The sequence below is a fragment of the Promicromonospora sp. NPDC023805 genome (assembly GCF_040639635.1).
Taxonomy (GTDB): Bacteria; Actinomycetota; Actinomycetes; order Actinomycetales; family Cellulomonadaceae; genus Promicromonospora.
This window is the reverse complement of the sequence record NZ_JBFAAH010000012.1, coordinates 132188-154505: the sequence shown is the minus strand read 5'-3', so window position 1 is coordinate 154505 and position 22318 is coordinate 132188. Positions and strand designations below refer to the sequence as shown.

General features: G+C 71.5%; 16 protein-coding genes. 6 read left to right on the top strand and 10 right to left on the bottom strand.

Translation table 11 applies throughout. The features are described from left to right. Positions 1–636: 636 nt before the first annotated feature. From AB0F70_RS14095 to AB0F70_RS14070, 6 genes are all read right to left on the bottom strand, one after another. Entirely contained in the window at positions 637–2811 is a 2175-nt protein-coding gene (locus AB0F70_RS14095; protein WP_357448944.1) for a TIM-barrel domain-containing protein, read from the bottom strand. Continuing rightward, entirely contained in the window at positions 2808–4937 is a 2130-nt protein-coding gene (locus AB0F70_RS14090) for a beta-L-arabinofuranosidase domain-containing protein (protein ID WP_357448942.1), read from the bottom strand. Before AB0F70_RS14090 ends, AB0F70_RS14095 begins: the two co-directional genes overlap by 4 nt. A gap of 16 nt (positions 4938–4953) precedes the next feature. Next, positions 4954–5784 carry a carbohydrate ABC transporter permease gene (locus tag AB0F70_RS14085; protein ID WP_357448940.1) on the bottom strand — a complete coding sequence of 277 codons (831 nt, stop codon included), beginning with the start codon at positions 5782–5784 and terminating at the stop codon, positions 4954–4956. Next, positions 5781–6734 carry a sugar ABC transporter permease gene (locus AB0F70_RS14080; RefSeq protein ID WP_357448938.1) on the bottom strand — a complete coding sequence of 318 codons (954 nt, stop codon included), beginning with the start codon at positions 6732–6734 and terminating at the stop codon, positions 5781–5783. Before AB0F70_RS14080 ends, AB0F70_RS14085 begins: the two co-directional genes overlap by 4 nt. 97 nt (positions 6735–6831) lie before the next feature. Then, positions 6832–8112, bottom strand: a complete 1281-nt coding sequence (locus AB0F70_RS14075; protein ID WP_357448936.1) for an extracellular solute-binding protein — start codon at positions 8110–8112, stop codon at positions 6832–6834. A gap of 87 nt (positions 8113–8199) precedes the next feature. Continuing rightward, a complete protein-coding gene (locus tag AB0F70_RS14070) occupies positions 8200–9222 on the bottom strand; it encodes a LacI family DNA-binding transcriptional regulator (RefSeq protein ID WP_357448934.1) in 1023 nt (340 codons plus the stop codon). A 193-nt stretch (positions 9223–9415) separates the two neighbouring features. Here AB0F70_RS14070 and AB0F70_RS14065 point away from each other — a divergent pair, with 193 nt between their 5' ends. The 3 genes from AB0F70_RS14065 (at position 9416) to AB0F70_RS14055 (ending at position 14520) form a co-directional block, all read left to right on the top strand. After that, complete coding sequence (locus AB0F70_RS14065; RefSeq protein ID WP_357448931.1) at positions 9416–11119, top strand: CBM35 domain-containing protein; 1704 nt, start codon at positions 9416–9418, stop codon at positions 11117–11119. A 198-nt stretch (positions 11120–11317) separates the two neighbouring features. After that, on the top strand, positions 11318–12385 hold the full coding sequence (locus tag AB0F70_RS14060; protein WP_357448929.1) for a LacI family DNA-binding transcriptional regulator: 1068 nt from the start codon (positions 11318–11320) through the stop codon (positions 12383–12385). Continuing rightward, positions 12382–14520 (top strand): beta-galactosidase, encoded by a 2139-nt coding sequence (locus AB0F70_RS14055; protein WP_357448927.1) that lies wholly within the window; start codon positions 12382–12384, stop codon positions 14518–14520. Before AB0F70_RS14060 ends, AB0F70_RS14055 begins: the two co-directional genes overlap by 4 nt. Positions 14521–14523: 3 nt before the next feature. Here the strand turns inward: AB0F70_RS14055 and AB0F70_RS14050 are convergent, their stop codons facing one another. Continuing rightward, on the bottom strand, positions 14524–15075 hold the full coding sequence (locus AB0F70_RS14050; RefSeq protein ID WP_357448925.1) for a MarR family transcriptional regulator: 552 nt from the start codon (positions 15073–15075) through the stop codon (positions 14524–14526). Positions 15076–15195: 120 nt separating this feature from the next. On the opposite strand from AB0F70_RS14050, the gene AB0F70_RS14045 reads away from it, so the two are divergent. Continuing rightward, positions 15196–15642: a pyrimidine dimer DNA glycosylase/endonuclease V gene (locus AB0F70_RS14045; protein WP_357448923.1), complete on the top strand. Its 447-nt coding sequence runs from the start codon at positions 15196–15198 to the stop codon at positions 15640–15642. Continuing rightward, positions 15639–17795, top strand: coding sequence for an MMPL family transporter (locus AB0F70_RS14040; RefSeq protein ID WP_357448921.1), 2157 nt, complete (start codon positions 15639–15641; stop codon positions 17793–17795). Before AB0F70_RS14045 ends, AB0F70_RS14040 begins: the two co-directional genes overlap by 4 nt. Before the next feature lie 15 nt (positions 17796–17810). Here AB0F70_RS14040 and AB0F70_RS14035 read toward each other — a convergent pair whose 3' ends face one another. Next, entirely contained in the window at positions 17811–18605 is a 795-nt protein-coding gene (locus AB0F70_RS14035; RefSeq protein ID WP_357448919.1) for a ferredoxin reductase, read from the bottom strand. Continuing rightward, the gene (locus AB0F70_RS14030) at positions 18598–19260 is read right to left on the bottom strand and encodes a sulfite oxidase-like oxidoreductase (RefSeq protein ID WP_357448917.1); all 663 of its coding nucleotides are present in this window, start codon (positions 19258–19260) and stop codon (positions 18598–18600) included. Before AB0F70_RS14030 ends, AB0F70_RS14035 begins: the two co-directional genes overlap by 8 nt. A 142-nt stretch (positions 19261–19402) precedes the next feature. On the opposite strand from AB0F70_RS14030, the gene AB0F70_RS14025 reads away from it, so the two are divergent. Further along, the gene (locus AB0F70_RS14025; protein WP_357448915.1) at positions 19403–20200 is read left to right on the top strand and encodes an NPP1 family protein; all 798 of its coding nucleotides are present in this window, start codon (positions 19403–19405) and stop codon (positions 20198–20200) included. On the opposite strand, the gene AB0F70_RS14020 is transcribed toward AB0F70_RS14025, so the two are convergent. Then, positions 20188–22179: a hypothetical protein gene (locus AB0F70_RS14020; protein WP_357448913.1), complete on the bottom strand. Its 1992-nt coding sequence runs from the start codon at positions 22177–22179 to the stop codon at positions 20188–20190. The genes AB0F70_RS14025 and AB0F70_RS14020 overlap by 13 nt on opposite strands. Positions 22180–22318 lie beyond the last annotated feature (139 nt).

The following is a 22318-nucleotide window of genomic DNA, read 5'->3' as shown; positions in this document are numbered from 1 at the left end:
GGTGGAGCCGGGGTCGTGAGTGGGGCCGGGATCGCCGTTGGAACCGGGATCGTGGTTGGGACGGGGTTCATGGTTGGGACGGGGTTCATGGTTGGGACGGGGTTCATGGTTGGGACGGGGTTCATGGTTGGGACAGGGTTCATGGGGACCGGACGTGGCCCGGTCACTTGGCCTGGGTCTTCGCGAGCGTTCGGTTGCTGGGGTCGGTTGCTGGGGTCAGCTCCTTGAGATCGGTCGGTTGCTGATCCGGATCTTCGAGATCGGTCCTTTGCTCTGAGATCGGTCGTTTGATTGACCGATCTCAGAGCAAAGGACCGAACTCACGCCTGGCGCGGTGCAAGTGACCGAACCCGGCCCGGCCGAGGCGGCAGACCGGCCACAATGCGCGGCTCCTCCGCTTAGCGAACCGGTTCGACGATGCCCAGCCGGACGACTCCCCGGAGGGCGTGTCGCCGAGGCCGGCAGTCCACCGCACGCCACCTCCGACGTCGGCAGTCCGCTGCGGGCCACCCGCGAGGTCGGCAGTCCGCATCGAGGTCGGTCCAGCGCTGGACCGATCTCGATGCCAAGTGCCGACCTCGCGCGGGGCTGCCGACCTCGCGGGACGAGGCGCCCGCCGGAACGCAGCGGGCACACTTAAGCCGCCCCAGCGGTACTTGGCCCCGCAGCAGCTGGCCCCGCACCGGTCGGTCCAGCGGCGGCTGCCACCGCGCTAGCCGGCCCCGCCGTCGTCACCCCGACAGGCGCACCCGGCGCAACCCGCCCCGTCGTCCGACCGACCACGTGCGGCAGGGCGCCGTCGCGCAGGAACACCGGCACGACGTCGAGCGGGGCGTCCGCGCGCACCGTCACCCCGCCGTCGTGCACCGCGCCCGTGGCGGCGTCGGTCCAGCGGGCGCCCGCGGGGAGATAGACGTCGCGCTCCCGCACGCCCGCCGCGAGGACCGGCGCGACCAGGACGTCCGGGCCGAGCAGGAACTGGTCGTCCACGTCCCACGCCCGGGAGTCCTCGGGGAAGTCGTGGAACAGGCCCCGCATCACCGGCTGGCCGTCGGTGTGCGCGGCGCGCATGGCGCCGCGCACGTAGTCGCGCAGGGTCTCGCGCAGGTGGACGTAGCGTTCCAGCACGCCGTAGACCTCCTCGCCGAAGCTCCACAGCTCGTTGGGGCCGCCGGAGGGCAGGCGCGGCGAGCCGTCGGCCGCGACGACGTCCTCCCGCGGCAGGCGGTCACCGTGCAGCCGCATCACGGGGCTGAACGCGCCGAACTGGAACCACCGCACGAGCAGCTCGTGGAACGCGGGGTCGTTGACGTCGCCGCGGTGGAACCCGCCGATGTCGGTGGTGAACCAAGGGATCCCCGCGACGCCCATGTGGATGCCCGCGGTGACCTGCCGCGCCAGGTCCTCGAACGTGGACGAGATGTCGCCGGACCAGGCCAGCGCCCCGTAGCGCTGACTCCCGGCCCACACGCACCGGACCAGGTTGACGACCTCGCTCTCGCCGTCCGCCACCTGACCCTCGTAGAAGGCCCGCGCGAACGCCTGCGGGTACACGTTGCCGACCCGCAGGGCCGGGCCAAGGTGGTACCGGAAAGCGTCGTAGTCGTAGACGCCGTACTCGGGTTCCGCCTCGTCCAGCCAGAAGGTGCGGATGCCGTGGGCGCCGTAGTTGCGCCGGCAGGTGTCCCAGAGCCAGCGCCGCGTCTCGGGGTTGGTCACGTCGAGGAAGGTGCTGGGGCCCTGGAACGACATGTGGACGTCGAGCCCGCGGTCGGCTCGCACCAGCAGGTTGTTCCGGCGCAGGTACGAGTCGTTCTCCGACTCGAGCGAGACCTGCGGCCACACCGAGACCATGAGCTCGGCGCCGAGCTCCCCCAGCTCGGCGACCATGGCCGCCGGGTCCGGCCAGAACTCGTCCTCGAACCGGTAGTCGCCCATCTTCGGCCAGTGGAAGAAGTCGGCGACGATCACGTCCAGCGGCAGCCCGCGCCGGTGGTGCTCGCGGGCAACCTCCAGGAGCTGCTCCTGGTTCCAGTAGCGCAGCTTGCACTGCCAGAACCCGAGCCCGCGCTCGGGCATCATCGGGGCGTGCCCCGTCGCCTCGGCGTAGGCACGCGAGATCTGCGCCGGGGTACGGCCCGCCGTGACCCAGTAGTCGAGCTGCTTCGTGGACTCGGCGTGCCACTCGGCGCGGTTGCGCGCGAACGTCGCGCGGCCGATCGCCGGGTCGTGCCACAGGAACCCGTACCCGCCACTCGACATCACGAACGGCACGCTCGCCTGCGAGTTGCGGTGCGCCAGCTCGAACGTCGAGCCCTTGAGGTCCAGCACGTGCTGCTGGTACTGGCCCATCCCGTACAGCTTCTCGTCCGGGTCGGACTCGAACGACGCCGTGAGCGTGTGCCCGTCGTCGCCGAGCCGCGGGCGGAAGTTCCGGGCGCGCAGCTGCAGCGAGCCGCCCTGGCCGAGCTCGCGGAGCAGGAGCTTGCCGTCCGCGTCGTAGAAGGCCAGCTCGCAGCGCGCCACCTCGTAGCCGACGGACTCGTAGAACCCGCTGGTCGCGATGAGCTCCACCCGGATGCCGCCGTTGACGAGCGTCGCGCCGTCCGCCCTCAGCTCGACGCGCGCGGCGGCGTGGGCCTCGGGGTCCGGCGGCAGCAGGGCCCAGTCGGTGTCCTCGACGTCGCCGAGGACCGTCGCGCGTACCCGCACGCTGTCCTGGCCCCACGGCTCGACCACGACGGTCTCGCCGCCGCTCCGCCAGGTCAGGCGGGTGCCGTCGGCGCGGACGGGCATGGTGGGGTCGGTCATCGGGTCTCCTCGGGTCGCGCAGTCGGAACAAAGACACGCATGGTCGACGGGCCGCGTTCGGCCCAGCGGTGGTAGGGCACCAGGGTCAGGTCGAGCGCGGCGGGCATGCCGGTGTCCGACGTCGGCTCGGGCGCGCCGCCCGGACCACCCGAGCCGAACGGTGGGGTGCCCGCCCCACCCCCGGGCAGCGGCACGACGGCGGCACGGACCACCGCGCCGTCGCCCTGCGCACGGGGCGCGACCGCCGGGTCGAGCCGCACCTGGTCGAGCAGCACGCCGTCGGGCAGGTCCATCGACTCCAGCGCGAGCACGAGCGGTCCGCGTTCGACGGCGACCGTGCCGCGCACGGCGTCGACCCGCGGGTCGGGCCAGGTGAGGCGAGGAGCCACGGGCAGGTCTAGCGTCACCACGTCGCCGAGCGCCAGGGTGGCCTGCGGCCCTGACTCGCCGTTCTCGGTACGTCGAGTCAGGGCCGCAGGCCCTCGCGCCGCGACGTGCGCCAGCGTCGTGCCGGCGTCAGCCCACCCCGGTCCGACGGCCGTGGCGGAGCCGTCGGGGCCGGTGAGCGTGGCGCCGTCCGCCCAGTGCGGTACGCGCAGCCGCAGGGTGACCGGCCGGTCGGGCACGGCGGTGACCTCCACGCGGATGCGGCCGTCGTGCGGGTACTCGGTGGTCACCCGCAGGGCGAGCTCACCGCCGCCTTGCCCGGGGTCGCGGTCGTCGACCGAGATCCGCAGGTCGCCGGCGGCGTACTGGGCCAGCGACACGACGACTCCGCCACCGGCCACTTCCTCGACGAACGCCGCGTACGCCTGCCAAGAAGAGAGGGTGCGCGCCACGTTCGTCGGGCAGCACGACACGTCGAACCACGGCGCACGCACGCCGCCCTCGGCGCGCGGGTTGACGGCGTCGGGCCGCACGTCCGCACCGGGTTCGCGCTGCTGCAGCGGGTTGGCGTAGAAGAAGGCCCGCCCGTCCGCGCGGGGCGACGTCGCCACCACGTTGTAGAGGGTGCGCTCGATCAGGTCGGCATAACGCACCTCGCCGGTCGCGAGCAGAAGGCGCCACGACACCATGACGGACGCGACACCGGCGCACGTCTCGCAGTACGCCCGGTCGGGCGGCAGCTCCCAGTCGTCGCCGAAACCCTCGTCCTGGTGCCGCGAACCCATGCCGCCGGTCAGGTAGGTCCGCCGCTCCACGGAGCGGGTCCACTGCCGTTCGACGGCGGCGCGCAGGTCGTCGTCCTCCGTGTCCACTGCGACGTCGACCGACCCGGCCGCGAGGTACAGGGCGCGCACGGCGTGGCCGCGCCAGACGTCGGCGTCGCGCACCGGGACGTCGTCCTGGAAGTAGGCGGGGCTGAGCAGCGCGATCGGCGCGAGGCTGCCGTGCCCGCGACGCTCGACGAAGAGCCGCGCCTGCTCGGTGTACCGCGGCTCGTCGAGCGCGCGGCCCAGCTCGGCCAGGCCGAGCTCGATCTCGGGGTGGCCGCAGATGCCCGGCTGTCCGTCGGCGCCCCGGCCCTCGGCGCCGAACTCCCGGCAGACGTGGTCGGCGGCGCGGCGGGCGACGTCGACCAGGGTGTCCTCGCCCCCCGCCCGCCCGATCGTCCGCACGCGCGCGACCGCCGCCTGCAGCAGGTGACCCGTGACGTACAGCTCGTGGCCCGTCGACAGATCGGTGTACCGGCCGGCCTGCCCGGCGTGGCCGAAGCAGGTGTTCAGATAGCCGTCCTCGTCCTGGGCGGCCGCTACCCGGTCCACCACCTTGCCCAGCAGTGCGTCCACGGCGGGGTCGCCCGTGCGGCCGTACTCCCAGGCCAGCGCCTCGAGGAGCTTGTAGACCTCCGAGTCGGAGAACTGCCAGCCCGGCCGCTCCCCGCCCGTGACACCTTCCGCGACCCGGTCGAAGTTGCCCAGCCAGCCGAGCTGCTCCATCCAGTCCAGGCAGTGCTGCAGCGTGGCCCGGGCGTTCGTCTCCTGGAGCGCGCCCCAGAAGCCGCCGTCGAGCCGCAGCTCGCCGACGCCGAGCCCGCGGCGCGGGCCGCTGGGGGCGACCGGGCGCGCTCGGGCCGACCGGAGCTGCGACGCGACGGTGCGCGTCGAGTGTTGCTGTGTCGTCACAGGGTTCCTTTGTCTCTCAGTCCTTGACCGCACCGGCAGTGACGCCCGCTGCCACGTACCGCTGCGCCACGACCAGCAGGATCGCGGCGGGCACCGACGCGACGACGGCGGTCGCCATGATCGCGTTCCACTGCGTCGTGTTGTTCCCGATGTAGTTGTAGATGCCGAGCGTGATCGGGATGAGCTCGCCGTTGCGGTTCAGGGTCGAGGCGAAGATGAAGTCCGACCACGCCCACAGGAACGCGAACAGGGAGACCGTGAGCGTCGAGTTGCGGCTCACCGGCAGCACTATCGAGCGGAAGGTGCGCCAGGCGCCCGCGCCGTCGACCCGCGCGGCCTGCAGCAGCTCCCGCGGGATGCCCGACATGAACGCCGTGTACAGCAGCACGCCGAACGGCACCGCGACCGTCGAGTCGGCGATGATCAGCCCGCCGACAGTGTTGAGCAGACCCAGGCTGTTGTAGACCGCGTAGAAGCCCATGGCCATGACGACCGCCGGGATCATCTGCGCGACCAGCAGCAGGAAGTTCAGCGTGCGCCCGCCGCGCAGGTTGAGCAGCGCGAGCGCGTACCCGGCCGGCGCGGCTATCACCACGGTGAGCACCACGCAGCCGAGCCCCACCAGCAGGCTCGTGCCGAGGGCCGGGAGCTGCTGCTGGAACACCGCCGTGTACCCCTCGAACGTGGGGTCCCACGGAAACCAGTGCGGCGGGTCGGACCGCAGGTCGCTGGTCCGCGTGAGGGAGACGTTCACCATCCAGTAGACGGGGAACAGCATGAACGCGGTGAGGACGAGGCCGAGGGCGGTCTTCCACCAGGGCTTCTGCAAGGGACGACGGCCGGTCATGAGTCCTCCTGACGGCGCTGGAGCTGCAGGTGCAGGAATCCGAAGACGAGGGCGATGACAATCAGCAGGTTGCCAACCGCGGCGGCGGGCGAGAAGTCCGGTTGACCGGTCCCGAAGGCCTCCCGGTAGGACCAGATGGCGAGCGTCGTCGACGCGTCACCGGGCCCGCCGGTGGTCATGATCCAGATGACGTCCACGACCTTGAGCGTGTAGATCAGCCCCAGCAGGATCGTGATGGCGGAGACCGGCCGCAGCAGCGGGAACGTGATGCTCCAGAACTGCTTCCACGGCCCCGCGCCGTCGAGGGACGCCGCCTCGTACACCTCGCCCGGGATGTTCTGCAGCCCCGAGTACAGGATGACGAGGTTGAACGGGATGCCCAGCCAGATGTTCGCGATGGTCACCGACAGCAGCGCGGTGTCGGGCGAGGTGAGCCAGTTGATCTGCGCCAGCCCGAAAGCGCCAAGCACCGAGTTCACTATGCCGTTGTCGCTGTTCAGCATCCACGCCCAGGTCGACGCCGACACGATCAGCGGCAGCAGCCATGGCACGAGGAACATCGCCCGCAGCAGGCCGGACAGCCGGAACCCGGAGCGGAAGAAGACCGCGAGCGCCAGGCCTATCGCGTACTGGAACACGATGGAGACGACGGTGAAGACCGCGGTGTTCCACAGCGCGGTCGGGAACGTCGCGGAGCTGAAGATCTCTGCGTACTTCTCGAACCCGACGAAGTCGGCGTTGCCCTGCACGAACGCGCGGATCGTGTAGTCGTGGACGCTGAGGTCGATGTTGCGCCAGAGCGGGTAGACGTAGAAGAGGATCAGGTACACGAGCAGCGGCGCGGCGAACCCGGCGGCGGCCCACTGGGAGGCCGCGGGCCCGCGCCGCCGGCGCGGCGCCGGCTGCCGGTCCACGCCGGCCGCCGTCGCCGCAACCTCGATGGTGGTCATCAAGAAGTCCTTAGTTCGTTCCGTTGAGTGCTGGATATTCGCCCTTCGACGGGCAGTTTCAGGGCGAATATCCAGCACTCAACGACGGCGGGTGGGGCTAGCTGGTGGCTGATTCGGCTTCTGTCTGGGCCGTGGTGAGGGCCTCCTCCGGGGTGGCCGCGCCTGAGAGGGCGTTCTGGACTGCCGTCCAGAGGGCCTCGGAGATGACCGGGTAGTCGGCGCCCAGGTCGTCGCTCGTGCGGCCCTTGGCGTTGCGCACTGCCTCGACCCACGGCTCGAGCTCGGGCTTCTCCTCGATGAGCGCGGCCTGGCCGTCCGCCGTCGGCGGGACGTAGTAGGCGAACGTGTTCGCGGTCTCGACGAAGCCCTCTGGCGTCGTCATGCACTCGACGATCTGGCGGGTGACGTCGTAGCGCGCGGTGTCCTCCTGGACGGGCGCCATGATGAACTCGCCGCCCGTCGGTGCCGGTGCGACGCCGCCGTCGCGCGCGGGAAGCTGCACGATGCCGGTCTCGAAGTCTGCCTCGGCCGCGCTGTTGACCTGCCACGTGCCGTTCTCCGCGAAGGCGAAGTCGCCGGTGAGGAACTCCTCCCACACGGTGTTCTGCGAGTTGTTGATGACCGAGTTGGGCGCGTAGCCGTCGTCGAGCCAGCCCTTCCACAGCTCCAGCGCCGCGACGGCCTCGGGCGAGTCGAGGTCACGCAGGTCGGCGCCCGCGCCCCAGAACCACGGCAGGAACTGGAACGAGCCCTCCTCGGTGCCGATGCCGGCGAACGTGATGCCCTTGTCGCCGTTGTCCGTGACCGTCTTCAGGGCGGCGGTGAGCGAGTCCCAGTCGGTGATCGAGGCCGGGTCAACGCCCGCTGCCTCCAGGACCTCGGCGTTGTAGTACAGCGACAGCGTGTTGGCGCCGATCGGGATGCCGTACGTGTCCCCGCCGACGACGCCGGCGGCCAGCAGGTTCTCGTCGATCGCGGAGGTGTCGAGGCCGAACTCCTCGACAGTGGTGAGCATGCCCGTGTCCGCGAGCGTGGACACCGCCGGGTTGTCCAGCAGGATGACGTCGGGTGACGTGCCCTCCTGCGCGGCCAGCAGCGCCTGGTTGGTCAGCGCGGTGGTGTCGTAGGCGGTGCGCTCGATCGTGACGCCGGCCTCCTCGCCGCACGCCTGGACCCGACCCGCCCAGTCGGACGCGTCGTCGTGCTGGGGGTACGGGTCCCACCAGGTGTAGGTGCTGTCGTCGCCACCGGTGCTGCCGCCGGCGGCCGCGCCGCCGGACGAGCAGGCGCCGAGCACGCCGACCAGGGCGAGCGCGGAGAGGGCCGCGAGCGTGGTGGGCCTGCGCCTGGTCTGGGTCTGGTCCGGGGTGTGGTGCATGGTTCCTCCTTGAACAGGTCCGGCACGACGACGCCGTCGGCCGGCTGGGGGGTGCTGGTTGAGCTGGGGGGGTGCTGGGGTGAGCCGTCAGGCCGGCCGGGGCACGCCGGTGCTGCCGCGGTCGACCAGCTCGGGGGTCACGAACCGCACGACATGCGCTTCGTCGGCCGCCACCTCGCCCTCGATGCGGCGCACGAGCTGGCGCACGGCCATCCGGCCGAGGCGGTCGGGGGCGCTCTCGATCGAGGAGTAGGGCAGCGAGAAGGTGCGGGCGAACTCGTCCGAGTACCGGCCGACGACGGACAGGTCGCTGGGCGCCGTCAGCCCGCGCTGGTGCAGGACGGTCGGCAGGGCCGCCGCCGCTGCCTCGTTGTTGATCAGCAGCCCGGTGACGGCGGGGTGCGTGTCGAGCAGGACGTTCAGGTCCTGCCCGACGTCGGGCTGGTGCGACGACGCCGACACGGTGTGCAGCGTGATGCCGCGCGCCCTGGCCGCCTCGACCGCTGCGTTCTGCAGGCGCCACACATAGGCGCCGCCGCGCTCGATCACGTGCTCGGGCTGCGACACGAGGGCCACCTCGCGGTGCCCGAGCCGGTGGAGGTGGTCCACCATGAGGCGGCCGGCCTCCTCGAAGTCGAGGTCGAAGACGTCGACGCCGGTGCAGTCGGCGGGCAGCCCGACGAGCGCTCCCGGCTGTCCCGCGGCGCGCAGGATCGGCAGGCGCTCGTCCCGCTCGGCGACGTTGAGCAGCACCACGCCGTCGACCATCCGCGAGTCCGTGATCCGGCGCAGCGCGCGCGTCCCGTCCGCCTCGGTGACGAGCAGGATGTCGTAGCCGAGCTCGCGGGCCGTGTTGGAGACGCCCAGCATGTACTGGAGCATCGCGGGTGCGAACTCGTCCTCCAGGAACTGGGCGAGCAGCCCGATCACCATCGTCTGCGACGTGGCGAGCGCCCGCGCCCCGGCGTTCGGCGTGTAGCCGAGCTGCCGGACGGCGTCCTCGACCCGGCGGCGCACGTCCGCCGAGATCGCCCGCTTGCCCGACAGCGCGTACGACGCCGTGCTGCGGGAAACCCCCGCCGCCTGCGCGACATCCCCGATGGTGGCCACTCCGCCTCCTGTGCTGCTGCTCGCTCCGTTGTCGAACCAGTCCGCTTCCGTGGCGAACCGGTTCGACTCTAACCACACAGTTCCGGTGATCGCAAGAACGAACTTTTGGGACTCTTGCGGCGGACGGCGTTCGAAACTAGCGTCGTGACGGACGAAACGTCGAACCGGTTCGCAATCTCAACGAGGAGATTTCATGAAACGCACCCTGTCCCGCGCCAGCATCCTCGCCCTCGTCCTTGGCGTCGCGCTGGTCTCCCCCGCCGGCCCGGCGCAGGCCGCCGGCAACACCCTCACGGTCGACGTCGGCTCCGTCGTCCGGCCCGTGACGCACGTCGGTTCGGGCGGCCTGTACGGCGTCGGTTCGGACTCGAAGCCCACCACCGACCAGCTCCTGCCGCTGAGCCCCAGCGGGTTCACGCAGCCCGCGCCGGGCACCACCCACCTGGGCAACGGCGCGGCCGAGCCGTGCTGCGACGCGCTCGACGTCGCGGGCAACATCACGCGCGCCGGCGCGCAGCAGCTCATCCGCATGCCGGACATCTACCCGACGTTCCCCTACCAGTGGCAGGGCTGGGCGGACTGGGAGCAGAAGGTCCGGACCATGGTCCAGAAGCGCCTGGCGGCCACCTCCACGACGAACATCCGCGGCTGGGAGCTGTGGAACGAGCCCGACTGGACGTGGGACACGGCCGCCGCCGGATCCTTCAACGACGGCTGGACCCGCACGCACCGTCTGGTCCGGTCGCTCGACCCGGTGACACCGATCGTCGGACCCAGCGACGCGACCTACAACCACAACCGGATGCTGTCGTTCCTGACCCACGCCCGGGACACGGGCACGCTCCCCGACGTCATCGTCTGGCACGAGCTCGGCGACATGGACTGGAACTCGTTCGACGACCACGTGGCCGACTACCGGGCCATCGAGAACCAGCTCGGCATCAGCCCGCGCCCGATCGCGATCAACGAGTACAACTCGTTCAACCAGATGGACATCCCGAGCGTGGCCGTGCACTGGATCTCGGTGCTGGAGCGGCACGGCGCACGTGAGGCGCACCGCGCGTACTGGTTCGAGGCGGGCACGTTCGACGGCCTGTTCACGCTCCAGGGCCAGCCGACGGCCTCGTACTGGGCCTATCGCTGGTACGGCGGACAAGCCGGCAACATCGTGCGCACCACCCCGCAGAGCTGGCTCGACGGCGTCGCGGCCTACGACTCGAGCCGCAAGATCGTGAACGTGGTGCTCGGCGGGGACAGCGGCAACAACAGCGTGCGGGTCAACGGCCTGGGCTCGTTCGGGTCCTCGGTCCGGGTGACGGTGAACGCGGTGCCCGGCAGCGGGCGGCACACGCACGTGGCGGCGCCGACCGTGCTGTCGACGTCTACCGTGGCCGTCTCGAACGGCAGCGTCACCGTCCCGGTCAACGGGATGACGGCGGAGGGCGCCTACCAGGTGGTCGTCACCCCGGCCGGCGGCCCGACGTCGAGCTGGCAGCAGGTCTACGAGGCCGAGAACGCGAACGTCGTGAACGCGCAGACCCGGGCCACCTCGGCGGCGTCGAACGGCTCGTACGTCGGCAACATCGACGGCACCGCCGACATGCGCTCGCAGAGCTTCGTGGACTTCACGGTCAACGTGCCGACGGCCCGCAGCTACACGATGGCGGTCCGGTACGCGAACGGCACCGGGGCGACGTCGACCCACGGGCTGGCGTACAACGGCGGCGCCTTCTCGACGGTGTCCTATCCGCCGACGGCGGGCTGGGCCCAGTTCGGGACGACGAACGTGACGGTCTCGCTGCGGGCCGGCTACAACGTGATCCGGCTGGCGAAGGGCTCGCCGAACTTCGGTGGCGGCACGGGCTACGCGGAGCTGGACAGCATCACGCTGTCGTAGACCCGCCGCGCGCGCCGTGAAGCGTGCTTCTACCCAGGGATTCGGCCCGAAGTCGTCGCGATTTCGGGCCGAATCACTGGGTACAGAGCCGCTCCCACCCATGAGACGGGCCTTGACTGCGTAGTCACCGCGTGGTTCGCTCCGTGGCGTTGACTACGTAGTCAACCGTCCAGCACGGTCCCAGCGAGGGAGCTGCACATGGGGGCCACCCAGCGGGTGTCGATGACCGACGTCGCGCGCCGCGCCGGCGTCTCCCAGAAGACGGTCTCGCGCGTCGTGAACGGTGAGCCCCACGTCGCGGACCCGATACGGGCCAAGGTCCAGGCCGCCATCGACGAGATGGGCTTCCGGCCGAACGCCGCGGCGCGCGCCCTGGTGACCCGCCGCAACCAGCGCATCGGCATGGTCACGCCGAGCACGTCGCTGTACGGGCCCGCGGCGATCCTCGAGGGTGTCGACGGCGCCCTGCGCGGCTCCGGCTACCACCTGGGCGTCGCGCGCACGCGGGGCAACGGCGTCGCCGACCTGCAGGCGGCGATCGACGAGCTCGTCGCCCAGGACATCGCCGGCCTGGTGCTCTCCGAACCGATCGACCTCGGCCATCCCGACCTGCGCATCCCGAACGGGCTGCCGGTGCTCAGCTTCGGCTCCCCCAAGACCGGCTCCCCCGAGGCGGACGAGAGTCCCCACGAGTTCGTGATGGGCGCCGACGAGACCGCCGGGGCCCGGTCCGCGGTCGAGCACCTGCTCGCGCTCGGGCATCACACGGTGCACCACCTCGGCGGTACGGAGGGCTGGTCGGCCACGGCGCGCCGGATCGCGGGCTGGCGCGCCGCCCTGTCGGACGCCAAGGTCGAGGCGCCGCCCGTCGTGCACGGCGACTGGACGCCCCGGTCCGGGTACGAGGCCACCACCGACCTGCTCCGCCGCGGCGGCGTCACCGCGATCTTCGCCGCCAACGACCACATGGCCATCGGCGCCATCCGGGCCGTCGAGCAGGCCGGCCTGCGGGTCCCCGAGGACGTCAGCCTCGTGGGGTTCGACGACGCCCCCGAGGCCGAGTACCTCTCCACATCCCTGACGACGGTGCGCCAGGACTTCGCCGAGGTCACCCGCCTGGCGGTGCACCGCCTGGTCAGCACCATCGAGGGCCGTCCGCCCCCGGAGCGCCACCGGCTGATCCCCGCCCGGCTGATCGTCCGCGAGAGCACCGCGCCACCGCCGTCCGCCATCCACCAAGCTCCACCGCCAGAGAGGCAAGCATGAGCACGCTGCACCACCTGACCGACGGGGTCCTGTTCGGCGCCGCCTACTACTACGAGTACCACCGCCCGGAGGCGCAGCGCGCAGGGCAGCTCGAGCGGGACCTCGACCTGATGGTCGAGGCGGGCTTCACGGTGATCCGGGTCGGCGAGTCCGTCTGGTCCACCTGGGAGCCGGAGAACGGCCGCTTCGACCTCGACTGGCTGCAGCCCGTGCTCGACGGCGCCCACGAGCGGGGCATCAAGGTGATCCTCGGTACGCCGACCTACGCCGTGCCGATGTGGCTGGCGCGGCTGTACCCGGAGATCAACGTCGTCCGCCGGGACGGGAACGCGATCGGCTGGGGCGCGCGCCAGGAGATCGACTACACCCACCCGGCGTTCCTGTTCCACGCCGAGCGGATCATCCGCGCCGTCGTCGCCCGGTACGCGCAGCATCCCGCCGTCGTCGGGTACCAGGTGGACAACGAGCCGGGCAACGAGATCTTCCACAACCGGCAGGTCTTCGAGCGGTTCGTGGACCACCTCCGCACCCTGTACGGCACGGTCGAGCGACTGAACGACGAGTGGGGCCTGACGTTCTGGTCCCACCGGCTGTCCACCTGGGCGGACCTCTGGACGCCGAAGAACAACGCCCTGCCCCAGTACGCCCTGGCGTGGCGGAAGTTCCAGGCGCAGCTCACGACCGACTTCATCGGCTGGCAGGCCGACGTCGTGCGCGAGTACGTGCGCGAGGACCAGTTCGTCACCACCTGCATCTCGTACGAACGCCCCACCGTGCAGGACGACGAGCTCACCCGCGAGCTCGACGTCACCGCCGGCAACCCGTACTACCGGATGCGGGACCACCTGGCCCTGCCCCCGACCGTCGACCAGGACGAGTCCTGGATGGCCTCGGGTACGTGGGCGCTGTACGCGATGGCGGACCGCATGTACTCCTCGAAGCAGGCGCCGTACCTCGTCACGGAGACCAACGCGCAGGCGATCGGCGGACCCCACCAGAACGAGCCCGCCTACGACGGCCAGTGGCGCCAGGTGGCCTGGGCCCTGGTCTCCCGCGGCGCCACGATGATCGAGTACTGGCACTGGCACACGCTGCCGTACGGCAACGAGACGTACTGGGGCGGGGTGCTGCCGCACTCGCTCGAACCCGGACGGACGTACCACCAGCTCGCGGCCCTCGGCGGCGAGCTGCGCACGGCCGGCGCGACGGTCGCCAACCTGACCCCGGACGCCGACGTCGCGCTCGTGTACTCCAGCGCCAGCAAGTGGTCGCAGGCGGAGTTCCCGCAGATCGGGGGGAACGCGGGGGCGGACTGGCGGGGTTATGACCGGATCCGCGACAGCTTCTACCGCGGGGCGTTCGACGCGGGCCTGCAGGCCCGTCTGCTCCACGACACCCGGCTGACCGACAGCACACCCGAGGAGATGGCGGCCGCGCACCCCGTGCTGGTCGCCGCCGGCGTCACGATCGCCGACGACGCCTGGCTGACCTGGCTGGAGCGGTACGCGGCGGCCGGCGGGCACCTCGTGCTGGGCATCCGCACCGGGTACGAGGACGAGGAGGCCCGCGCACGGGCCGAGCGCAAGCCCGCGCACCTGAGCGAGGCGGCGGGCGTCTTCTACGACGAGTTCGCGAGCATCGACACGCCGCTGGCCGTGCAAGGCGTGGACGGTTTCGAGCTGCCCGACGGCGCAAGCGCGACGAGCTGGGTCGACAGCCTCCAGGTGCTCGACGCCGACGTGCTGGTCCGCTACGACCACCCGCACTTCGGCCGGTGGCCGGCCGTGACCACCCGGGCGCACGGCTCCGGCCGGGTGACTACCGTTGGCACCATCCCCGATCCCGCGCTGGCGCGTGCGGTGCTGGGGTGGGCGGTGGCGCAGGGCGGTGGGTCTGCTGCGACGTCGGCCGCGTCGTCAGGGCCGCAGTGGCGCCCGCAGGGGCCGTCGCAGACGGTCTCCGGCGCGACCAACCCCGCGGGTGAGTGCGTGCGGTTCGTGCACTCGTGGTCCTGGGAGCCGAGCACCTTCGTCCTGCCGGGCGCGGTGCGCGACCTGCTCAGCGGCGAGGAGCTGGCAGCGGGAGCCGAGCTGGAGCTCGGCCCGTGGGACGTGCGGGTGCTGCTGGAGACGTGATCGTCAGGCCGGGTCCTGGTCGGATGCCGCCAGGTCGTCGAGGAAGCGGATGACTATCTCCCGCTCCTTGGCGGTCAGGCGGGCCGCGGCGTCGAACCGTCGGGCGTGGCTGCGCCCGACGGTCTCCCGCGCCACGTGGCGCGTCTCCGCGGTGACCTCGATCGCGAGGCTGCGCCGGTCGGAGGCATGCGGAGAGCGCCGCACGTGGCCGCCCGCGGCGAGCCGGTCGATGAGCTTCGTGGTCGACGCCGTCGTGATGCCCAGGTGCTCGGCGATGGCGCCCGGCGTCACGACGCGCTCGTGGTTCTGCATGGCGATGAGGAAGCGCAGCGCACGCATGTCGGTCTCGCCGAGCTTCATGTAGCGTCGCGAGGACTCGCTCATCCGGCGCTCGGTCTCGCGCCAGCGGCGCAGCGCCTCCAGGACGCCCACCACCTGATCGATGTCGGCGTCGTCCAGGCCCGCGAGCCGGACGATCTCCTGATCGGGATCCATGATGCGCGGATCCATCATCGACGGCTCGGCGTCCTGGCGGGGCAAAGCTTCGGGATCCACGATCGGATATTACCCCCTTGCCTTATTGCGTCATTTGCTTGCAGGTAGCCAGGCTAGCTAAATTGGCACACGGATGGCCGGGCACCTGACCCGGCCGACGTCAAAGGAGGGCGCCGACGCATGCGGCTCTGGTCACTGGATCCGGCACTGCTCGACCGGCAGGGTCTCACCGCGTGCTGGCGCGAGGCACTGCTGGCGCAGGCGGTGCTCCTCGGCCGCACCCGGGGCTACACCGCGCACCCGCAGCTCGACCGGTTCCGCGAGCACCCGCAACCCGCCGTCGCGATCTCGGCCTACCTCCACGGGGTGCGGGACGAGGCGACGCGGCGCGGCTACCAGTTCGACGCGCAGCGGATCGCCCAGCCGCTCGACGAGCAGACCCGCGACGCGGCACGGATCGTCGTGACCGCCGGACAGCTCGACCTCGAGTGGCAGCACCTCCTGAGCAAGCTCGCGATCCGCTCCCCCATGTACCGCGCCCAGGTCGTCACTACCGGACCGCCGGCGGCCCACCCGCTGTTCGTGGTCGTCCCCGGGCCCGTCGCGAGCTGGGAGCGCGCCTCGTGACCGCAGGTTCGGGCGCGCCGCGCTGGCTCCGGGTGACGCTGCCGGCCGTGCTCATCCTGGTCTGGCTGGTGGGCGCGGCGATCGGCGGCCCGTACTTCGGCCGTATCGACGAGGTCTCCTCCAACGACCGCACCGCCTACCTGCCCGCCACCGCCGAGGCGACCGAGGTGCAGGAGCGGCTCTCCGGCTTCACCGAGGGCGACGCGGTGCCCGCGGTAGTGGTCTTCGTCGGGGGCGAGGGCGAGCTCACCGACGACGACCTCACCGCGATCGGCGAGCGGCTCACGGCCGCCGGCGAGCTGGAGGTGGTGGACGGCGACGTCTCCCCGCCCATCCCCTCGGACGACGGCGCCGCCGCGCAGGCCTTCGTGCCGCTGTCCGGCTCGGCGGACCTCGGCGAGGCCACCGGCGAGCTACGGGACACGCTGAGCAGCGACCTGCCGGACGGCATCGACTTCTACGTCGCGGGCCCCGCAGGCTTCTCGAGCGACCTGGCGTCCGCGTTCGCCGGGATCGACGGGCTGCTGCTCGGTGTCGCGCTCGCGGCAGTGCTGGTCATCCTCGTGGTCGTCTACCGTTCGCTGCTGCTCCCGCTCGCCGTGCTCGCGACGAGCATGTTCGCGCTGTGCCTCGCGCTGCTGACGGTCTGGCACCTCGCCAGGTCCGGTGTGCTGCTGCTGAGCGGGCAGACCCAGGGCATCCTGTTCATCCTCGTCATCGGCGCGGCGACGGACTACGCCCTCCTGTACGTCGCGCGCTTCCGCGAGGAGCTGGTGCGCACCCCCGACCGGTGGACCGCCACCTGGCGCGCGCTGCGCGGCTCGTTCGAGCCCATCCTCGCCTCGGGCGGCACGGTCATCGCGGGCCTGCTCTGCCTGCTGCTGAGCGAGCTGCGGTCCAACAGCACACTGGGCCCGGTCGCCGCCGTCGGCATAGCGTTCGCGATGCTCGCCGCACTCACGCTGCTCCCCGCGCTGCTGCTCGCGCTCGGCCGCGCGGCGTTCTGGCCCCGCCGTCCGGCGTACGACCCCGCCGCCGGGCAGCCCGGCTCGGAACGCGGCGCGGAGCGCGGGCTGTGGGGGCGGGTCTCCCACGCCGTCCGCACCCGGCCGCGGACCATCTGGATCACGACGGCGGCAGTCCTCGCCCTCGGCTGCGTGGGGATCACGCAGCTCCAGGCCTCTGGCGTACCGCAGTCCGAGCTGGTCCTCGGTGCGTCCGAGGCGCGCACGGGGCAGGACCGGCTCGCCGAGCACTTCCCCGCCGGGTCCGGGAGCCCGGTCTACGTCGTCGCGCCCCAGGACGAGCTGCAGCGGGCGGCCGACGTCCTGCTGCAGGAGGACGGGATAGCGCAGGTAGCGGTCTCGGCGGACAACACCCCGAGCGGGACCGCCCCGGTCACGGCCGACGGCGTCCAGGCGGCGGGGCCGCCGCAGGTACCCGAGCCGGTCGTCTCCGACGGCGCGGTGCTTCTCCAGGGCACGCTCGAGGACGCCGCCGACTCGGCCGCCGCGGAGCAGACGGTCCGCGACCTGCGCACCGCCTACGCCGACTCGGTCCCCGAGGCGCTGGTCGGCGGCGAGTCCGCGACCGACCTGGACACGAACGACGCGTCGATCCGGGACCGGACCCTCATCGTCCCGATCGTGCTCGTCGTGATCCTCCTGATCCTGATGCTGCTCCTGCGCGCCGTCCTCGCGCCGGTGCTGCTGGTCCTCACGACAGTGCTGTCCTTCGGGACGGCGATGGGTGTTGCCGCCCTGGTGTTCAACGACCTGCTGGGCTTCCCGGGCGCCGATCCGGCCGTCCCGCTGTTCGGCTTCGTCTTCCTCGTCGCGCTCGGGATCGACTACAACATCTTCCTCATGACCAGGGTCCGTGAGGAGTCGATGGAGCACGGCACACGTGAGGGCGTGCTGCGCGGGCTGCGGCTCACCGGGGGCATCATCACGTCGGCCGGGCTGGTGCTCGCGGCGACCTTCACCGCGCTCGCGGTGATCCCCGTGCTGTTCCTCGCGCAGCTCGCGTTCATCGTCGCCTTCGGCGTGCTGCTCGACACCTTCGCCGTCCGGTCCTTCCTCGTCCCCGCCCTCGGCTACGACATCGGCCGGGCGATCTGGTGGCCCTCCAAGCTGGCACGCGGACAGAAGTAGCCGGAGCAGATGCGCTCAGTCCGCCGCCGGGCCGAACCGCTCGGTCCGGACGCGGGCCGGGTCGTGGCCCTGGGCCACGATCATGCGCGAGACGGCCTCGACGAACCCCGTCGGGCCGCAGACGTACACGCGCGGTTCCAGCCCGGCCGGCCAGCCCCACGAAGCCAGCTCGGAGTCGGTGAGGCGTCGCGGACCGCGCAGCGCGGTGAGCGAGACCGCCCTGGTGAAGATGGTGGTGGCCTCGAAGCCGTCGCTATGGGCGGCAAGCTGCTCCAGCTCCTGCGTGTACAGCCGGTCCTCGGGCGTGCGTACCGAGTAGATCAGCCGGAACGGCGTACGGTCACCGGCCTGACGACGTGCCCGGACCATGGCCATCACCGGGACCAGGCCCGATCCGCCGGCCAGGAGCAGGACCGGCGTACCGGCGTCGGACACGGGGTCCCAGACGAACCAGCCACCGATGGGACCCCGCACCTCGATCGCCGAACCGGGCGGGAACTGGTCGACGAGGTACGGGGAGACCTCGCCGTCCCGGACCCGCTGGACGGTGACCTCGACGCGGCCGTCGCCGACCGCCGTCGGCCCGCTCGCGAGGGAGTACGACCGTTCCGCCGTGTACCCGTCGGGTGCGGTGAGGCGCAGGTCCAGGTGCTGACCGGCAAGGTGTCCTGGCCAGCCCGGAACATCGAGCACGAGCGTCACCGCGGTCGGGCTCTCGGCCCGACGTTCGACAAGGGTCGCGACCTGCCAGCCCGAGGGGACTGCGTACCTGTCACCGAGCCGCGAACCAGCGGGCCGAACCTCAGTCACCCTGGTACCGCTGCTCGCGCCACGGGTCGCCGAGGTCGTGGTAGCCGAGCTTCTCCCAGAAACCGGGGCGGTCCATCGGCATGAGGTTGAGCGAGCGCACCCACTTGGCCGACTTCCAGAAGTACAGGTGCGGCACCAGCAGCCGGGCGGGGCCACCGTGCTCGGGGTGCAGCGGCTTGCCGTCGAAGGTGTGCGCGATCCACGCCTTGCCGCCCAGGAGGTCTGCCACCGGAAGGTTGGTGGTGTAGCCGCCGTAGGAGCCGACCATCGCGAAGTCGGCGGTGGACTCGACCTCGGCGAGCAGCACGTCGAGCGAGACCCCGCGCCAGCGGGTGCCGAACTTGGACCAGCGCGTGACGCAGTGGATGTCGACGGTCGGCGTGTCCTGGGGCAGCGCCATCAGCTCGGCCCAGGTCCAGGACTTCGTGGCGCCCGCCTCGTTGGTGACGGTGAAGCTCCAGGTCGCGGTGCTCACGTTGGGCGTGGGGCCCGCGGAGAGCACGGGGAAGCCCTCCTCCGCGTACTGCCCGGGAGGCAGGGTCACGCCTTCGGGACGCGCCCGTCCCCGGAAGCCGGGAGTCAGGGTGGCGCCGAGGCCATGGTCAAGTCCGGCAGGATCTGGCCCGTCCGGAGCGGGCGGAGTCGCGCTGGTCATGCCTCAAGGTAGTGCGGCAGGTGCTCCACCTGCATACGTGATCGCCCTCATTGCCCACTTCTTGACCCGCCCATAGCATCCACCTGTCGCAATTTTCACCCCGCCGTCGTCACACCCGGTCAGGACCGACGAAAGGCCAGTCATGGACCGCCCCCTCCCAGCGCGCCTCGCCGCCACGCTCGCGATCACGGTGCTCGCACTGGCCGCCCCGGCGTCCGTGGCGCACGCCGCGCCGCCGCCCAACCTCCCGCAGAACGCCACGGGGATCGAGCAGGCCTTCTCCCCCGCCTACGACTACGACGGCGACGGCTGCTACGCGACGCCCGCCATCGGCCCCGACGGCACCATCGCGCCCGGCCTGAACATCGGCGGGGCGGTCAACGGGAACTGCCGCGACCGGTCGGACCTGGACAACTCGCAGACCTACTCGCGCGAGAAGTGCAACAACGGCTGGTGCGCGGTGATGTACGCGAGCTACTTCGAGAAGGACCAGACGATGGACGGCCCGATCGCCGTCGGGAGCCACAAGCACGACTGGGAGCACGTCGTCGTGTGGGTGAACCAGGGGTCGAACCAGGTCGAGCACGTCTCGATCACCGAGCACAGCGGGTCGGCCACCTATCCGCGGTCGCAGGTCCGGTTCGAGGGGTCGCACCCCAAGATCGTCTTCCACAAGGACGGCCCGAGCACCCACCTGTTCCGGCTGGCGAACGGCAACGACGACCCGCCCGAGAACCACTACGGCAGCTGGCGCTACCCGCCGCTCGTGGGCTGGGACGGCTGGCCCAGCACATCGCTGCGGGACCGCCTCATGACCGCCGACTTCGGCGGGGCGACCATCAAGATCGACGACGGCGACTTCACGTACTGGCTGGAGCGGATGAAGCCCGCCGGGATCCCGTTCGACCCGGCGGGCGTCACAGCCGCTCAGCGCACGTAGCTCCGCGGCAGTCCCGAACCGGTCGGCCAGGCCTGGCCCTTGGGCACGAGGATCACCTGGGTCGCCCGCAGTGCGCGGTCGTAGCCGCTGCTGCCCGACGCCGTGCCGTTCTTGGCCCAGCCCAGCCAGCCCCAGCCACCCACGTAGCTGCGTGCGTACACGTCGTACCGCTCGGCGATCTCACCGGTCAGCCGCACCTGGTACGCCTCGATCAGGCCCGCGTTCGGGGCACCGGCCGTGCCGGTGTCGGTCCAGTCGGTCCAGTCCCTCCCGTGGACCAGGGCGCGGTAGCTGACGCCGCCCTCGCCCTGCGTCGGGGTGACGCTGAACCGCACACCCTCGAGCGCCCCGGAGGTGCTGCCCGCCGTGTAGCCGCCCGGCTTCCCGCCGCTCCATCCGGCATCGCGCGAGTAGGCGTTGGACCAGATCTGGTTCTGGTCCGCCTGGTCCAGGTAGGCGGGACGCATCCCGAACGACGGCTTCGGACCGGCCTCGCCCTTCTCCCGGAGGACCATCTGGATGGCGCTGACGTCGAACCCGTAGCCGACGGTGCCCGACGGCAGGGCGCTCGTGGACCAGCCCATCCAGCCGAACGGCGCCACGTACGACCGGTAGTACACGTCGTACCACTTGTTCTGCTTCGGGATCATCGACACCCGGTAGGCGTCGAGGTCGAGGTTCCTCTGGTAGGTGCCCGCCGACATGGCGCCCTGCCCGCCCGCGAGGTCCGAGTTCCACTCGTTCTCGATCCAGCCCTCGCCCGGGACGTGCGCGGAGTACCCGTCGAAGAGGAAGTAGTCGCCCTGGCCCTCGATCGTCACGGACTCGTTGCGGCGGGGCGGGTCGGTGGTACCCGAGACCTCCCCGTTCTCGACCTGCCACCGCTCCCCGTCGCCGTCGCTCCAGGCGACGTTCGTCCCCTTGACGAAGTACCGGACGCCGGCGACGGGAACGCGCGTCGGGACAAGAACGGGCGAGTCGATCGTCACGGGCACCATGCGCGGGTGACCCACCGTCGTCCGCACCGTGAACTCGTGGCCCACGTCTGGCGGGCCCGTCACGAGGTACTTTCCGGCCTCACCGGAGATCCGCCGGCCGTCGCGGAACCACTGGATGTCCGTGAGGCTGGTGTGCCTCGGCCACGCGGCCACCCGCGCCTCGAGGACCGGCCCGCCGTAGATCCGGGACCAGGCCTCTTCGAACTGGCATTCGTGCAGGCAGACCGTTCCTGTCACCGTGATCGGGCCGGCACCGGGATAGGGGTAGTAGTCCAGCTCGACCGCCGTGCTGCCCGTGCCGAGCGAGTCCTCGGGTACCTCCACCGCGACCGACCAGGCCAGCACGTCTGACCGGCCGAGCTCGACGCCGCCCCGGCGCACCGCCACCTCTCCCCTGGGGGCCGCGCTGGGCTCGTCGTCCGAGAACAGCTCGCCGCTCATGCGGACCCGGAGCTTTGCCGTCGCGTCGCCCGGATCCCTCAGGTCGATCGGCAGCAGGTCCACCTCAGCGACCCGCGCGGGCCTGGACGGCGACTGCCCCGGCCGGGCGACGTCGTACGCCTGGCGGACGTAGCTCCCGGGAGTGCCGTCGGCGGCCACCGGGCGCACGAGCATCTGCTGCCAGCCCGGGACCTCCGGGACGACGGGGATCAGCGTGTACGGCGCGGCGTCGACCGTCTCGAACTCCGCCGGGAACTCGGCCGGGCGATCGGTCCCTGGCACCACCGCGTACTGGTAGGCCACGGTTCCCTCGGGCGGCGCCGTGACCGCGAAGCTGCCGCGTATGCCGATCCCGCCGCGGCGGCCGCTGTCCGAGTACACGGCGAGCTCGCCGTACACGGGGTAGATCACCAGGCTGTCGGCGGCCGCCTCCTGGCGTACGGGTATCCCCGCCGCCGTCGGTGCTGCTCCTGTGGGTGCGGCTCCTGTGAGCAGCAGGGTGGCGGCCAGGAACACTGCCGCCGGCAGGACCTTCTTCATCGTGAGTCCTCTTCTGGGGGCCCGGCTGGTACCGGGGTCTGCTGACACCGGGGTCGAAGGCGCCCGGCGGCGCGTGCTGCGTCACGTGGTGCGGGTTCGCGGGTCGCAAGGCCGCGTCCTGTCCAAGATGACGCTCGAC

What these genes read in the sequence shown, in the direction of transcription:
- AB0F70_RS14095 (WP_357448944.1), bottom strand. Translation starts at nt 2,811, where the DNA reads ATGACCGACCCCACCATGCCCGTCCGCGCCGACGGCACCCGCCTGACC.
- AB0F70_RS14085 (WP_357448940.1), bottom strand. Translation starts at nt 5,784, where the DNA reads ATGACCGGCCGTCGTCCCTTGCAGAAGCCCTGGTGGAAGACCGCCCTC.
- AB0F70_RS14080 (WP_357448938.1), bottom strand. Translation starts at nt 6,734, where the DNA reads ATGACCACCATCGAGGTTGCGGCGACGGCGGCCGGCGTGGACCGGCAG.
- AB0F70_RS14075 (WP_357448936.1), bottom strand. Translation starts at nt 8,112, where the DNA reads ATGCACCACACCCCGGACCAGACCCAGACCAGGCGCAGGCCCACCACG.
- AB0F70_RS14065 (WP_357448931.1), top strand. Translation starts at nt 9,416, where the DNA reads ATGAAACGCACCCTGTCCCGCGCCAGCATCCTCGCCCTCGTCCTTGGC.
- AB0F70_RS14060 (WP_357448929.1), top strand. Translation starts at nt 11,318, where the DNA reads ATGGGGGCCACCCAGCGGGTGTCGATGACCGACGTCGCGCGCCGCGCC.
- AB0F70_RS14055 (WP_357448927.1), top strand. Translation starts at nt 12,382, where the DNA reads ATGAGCACGCTGCACCACCTGACCGACGGGGTCCTGTTCGGCGCCGCC.
- AB0F70_RS14045 (WP_357448923.1), top strand. Translation starts at nt 15,196, where the DNA reads ATGCGGCTCTGGTCACTGGATCCGGCACTGCTCGACCGGCAGGGTCTC.
- AB0F70_RS14030 (WP_357448917.1), bottom strand. Translation starts at nt 19,260, where the DNA reads ATGACCAGCGCGACTCCGCCCGCTCCGGACGGGCCAGATCCTGCCGGA.
- AB0F70_RS14025 (WP_357448915.1), top strand. Translation starts at nt 19,403, where the DNA reads ATGGACCGCCCCCTCCCAGCGCGCCTCGCCGCCACGCTCGCGATCACG.
- AB0F70_RS14020 (WP_357448913.1), bottom strand. Translation starts at nt 22,179, where the DNA reads ATGAAGAAGGTCCTGCCGGCGGCAGTGTTCCTGGCCGCCACCCTGCTG.